Annotated in this window: 2 protein-coding genes and 1 tRNA gene; 2 read left to right on the top strand and 1 reads right to left on the bottom strand. The window is 64.5% G+C overall.

Annotation, left to right across the window (positions count from 1 at the left end):
* A partial coding sequence (locus tag GJV64_RS13005; protein ID WP_164157743.1) for a hypothetical protein occupies nt 1-473 on the bottom strand: 473 nt, incomplete at its 3' end.
* A gap of 197 nt (nt 474-670) precedes the next feature.
* Here GJV64_RS13005 and GJV64_RS13000 point away from each other — a divergent pair.
* Nucleotides 671-746: transfer RNA gene (locus GJV64_RS13000), tRNA-Thr, on the top strand.
* 165 nt (nt 747-911) lie between these two features.
* Nucleotides 912-2,132 carry a tyrosine-type recombinase/integrase gene (locus tag GJV64_RS12995; protein ID WP_164157745.1) on the top strand — a complete coding sequence of 407 codons (1,221 nt, stop codon included), beginning with the start codon at nt 912-914 and terminating at the stop codon, nt 2,130-2,132.
* Nucleotides 2,133-3,130 lie beyond the last annotated feature (998 nt).

Genomic DNA, 3,130 nt, shown 5'->3' with positions numbered 1-3,130 from the left:
AGCGGCGTGATGCTGGCGAAGGCCTGCGCCAGCTCGGCGCGCAGCCGCCGCGCGGCGCTGCGCGACAGAACTTCGCGCCAGCTTAGCACCAGCTGGACAAGGCCGGCCGGGTCGCCATCCTGCGCGATCGGCAGGGCGAGGCCGCGCACCATCATCTGGGCGCCCATCGGATCGTTGACGCTGCATTCGAAGGGGATGGGCATGGGCTGCAGCACCACCAGTTCGCAGGCCGCCAGCAGCTCCTCGCTCAGCCCCGGATCGGGCTGCAGCGGCAGGCCGGCGATCAGCCCGAAGCGCGCCGCCAGCGGGCCGCCGACGCGCTCGATGATGGCAAGTCCGGCCGGATCCCGCACCACCAGGCTGTGATCAAAGAAGGGCGCCAGCGCCGCGGCGATGCCATCATCGGCTGCCTGCTGCCAGGCCGCCAGCGCGCGGTTGGTCAGCCTGCGCTCCACCACCACGCTGCGCGGCATCCGGTCAAACCGGTCGGGCGCCGCGACGGGCGCAGGCTCTGGCGACCCAGTATAGGGCGACGCGGGGGGGACTTGCGGACGCGGGCTCATGCTAGGCTGTAACGGCGGCAGCGGGCGGGCGTTGAGCGCCCGTCACCCGCTGGCCGCCTCTTGCCAGCCGCCCCGCCCCCTGATAATCGCCGCAGCCACTCCGGAGCGCCGCTTTAGCTCAGCCGGTAGAGCACCGCATTCGTAATGCGGGGGTCACGTGTTCGAGTCACGTAAGCGGCACCATCTCTCCCTTCGCCAGTGCACGCTGAAGGTTGAAAAAACCAAGGAAATATGGCACTTTAGACGCTGGCTTAGCCGCCAGCGTCCGCCAGCATTCGCCGACAATCGGTGCAATTTGGGGGCCTGTCTGGGGGCCTGTTGAAAAGCCCCCAGAAAGGAGGCCCCCAAATGGCTCTGACTGATTCCGCGATCCGCGCCCTGAAGCCCCGCGATGCTGCCTACAAGGTGGCCGACGAAAAGGGGCTTTACCTGATGGTGACGCCAGCCGGCGGGAAGCTGTGGAAGCTGAAATTCCGGAATGGCGCAGGCATCGAGAAGAAGCTTTCGCTGGGGGCCTATCCCGATCTGGGCCTAAAGGATGCCCGCGAGGCGCGCGAACAGGCGCGATCTGCGCTGGCCAAGGGGGCCGACCCAGCCGAGAAGAAGCAGAGCGACAAGCGCGCTGCGAAGATCAACGCCGCCAACACGTTCAGCTCGGTGGCCAAGGCCTATATCGACAAGAACCGCAGCGATGGCAAAGCCGATGCGACGGTGACCAAGCGCGAATGGTTTCTGGGGATTGTCGAAAGGCCGCTGGGCAGTCGCCCGATCGCCGAAATCCAGCCCTATGAAATCCTCGATGCCGTGCGCCCGTTTGAGCGGGCGAAGAACCACGAGAAGGCGCACCGGACACTGCAATTCATAGGCCAGGTATTCCGCTTTGCGGTCGCTAATCAGCTTGCCCCGCGCGACCCGACCCGCGACCTGCGTGGTGCGCTGGTGAACCACAAGCCAAAGCATCTGGCCGCCATCCTTGAACCCAAGCGGGTGGGCGAACTGCTACGCGCCATCGACGGTTATGACGGGCAGGCCTCCACTCTTCTGGCGCTGAAGCTGTCGCCATTGGTATTTGTGCGCCCCGGCGAATTGCGTCGCGCGGAATGGGCTGAGATTGATCTCGAGGCTTCAGTTTGGCGCATTGCTGCCGCCAAGATGAAGGGGCGGGTGGAGCATGTTGTGCCGCTGTCGACCCAAGCGGTGGCCATCTTGGAGAAGGCGAAGCTGGTGTCCGGTCACACCCGCTATGCGTTCCCGTCCATCCGGTCACCGAAATCGCCGATGTCGGAAAACACCGTCAACGCCGCGCTGCGCCGGCTGGGCTTCACCGGTGACGAGATGACCGCCCACGGTTTCCGCGCCATGGCCAGCACCTTGCTGAATGAATCCGGCAAATGGTCACCCGACGCGATCGAGCGCGCGCTGGCACACAAGGACAAGGACATCGTTCGCGCAGCCTACCATCGTGGAGCCCATTGGCAGGAGCGTGTGGACATGGCCCAGTGGTGGGCGGATTATCTCGATGTCCTCCGCAAGGGCGCGGAGGTGGTACCGATGAGGGCAGCCGGTTGACAGCGTGTGGCTGCTCACGCCCTTGCTGCAACTTCTGCATTGCGCCCCCAAAGCAGCCGAACTCACTCAAATTCGATTGACGAAAAGCTGCCGTTGGCCGTTGGCCGTTCAATCGCTTCCGCTCGCTGTTGTCGTAATCGGCAACTGCAGAACTAACCGCGCATTTTCGCGCCAGGCAATCGCGCCTCCTGCACGTGCGATAATTGTGCCGGCTTTCGCCATCCCGAGGGCTGAGCCACTGGACTTTTCAACTTTGGAAAAGCGTTCGCGCTTCCGTTCACGGTCCACTTCGGGCACCCTTGGGCCTTAGTCGGCGACGCTGATGGCCACGCTTTCCTCATTGGTGGTGAGAGCGATGTTGATGGCTCCAAGCCCGTAATTCAAGCCGTTTATCACAAGCTTGCGCAGTGGCTCCTCAAGATCAGGGGGCAGCAGTTGCTCTTGTCCGGCCAGTAGGAAGCAGTGCCAGCATGATTGCAAAGCCGGTGCGCGGGCCGGCCACGGCTACTCCGGGTGCGGCTAGCGTCGATCCATACTTTGCACCAGCTGGCCGGGCCGGCTTCCTGCTCGCCGACCGCATGCTGATCCATCTGGCTCACCTGGGAGGCGCCCGCTCAGGAGCGATCGAGTTGTCGGCCTCCGCAATCCTTACCGAGATCAACGGCGGCGAGTGGGTCCAACTCGAAGCTGGCCCTCACAGCTATGAACGACGATGAGTGCTTAAGACAAGCAATGGCCGCGCAACTGCCTGCCACACACCTGCCCATGGCCCAGCCTTGCCCTTTCGTGCCGGCAGGCTGCCGGGGGCCTTCATCCAGGCATGAAAAAGGGGGAGCGGTCGCCCGCTCCCCCCGATGTCTGCGCTCTGTCAGCCGCTTACTGCGGCTGGCACGGTCCCGACGAGACCGGGGCCGGCGCACCACTGAAGGTGATTTCCACGCGCCGGTTCTGCGGCTCGCGGACACCATCGGCGGTGTCGACCAGCGGACGGCCTTCAC

This window comes from Sandarakinorhabdus rubra (assembly GCF_010994245.1).
In the GTDB taxonomy this organism is placed as follows: Bacteria; Pseudomonadota; Alphaproteobacteria; order Sphingomonadales; family Sphingomonadaceae; genus Sandarakinorhabdus; species Sandarakinorhabdus rubra.
The sequence above is the reverse complement of the archived record's forward strand: the minus strand, read 5'-3'. Positions and strand labels throughout refer to the sequence as shown.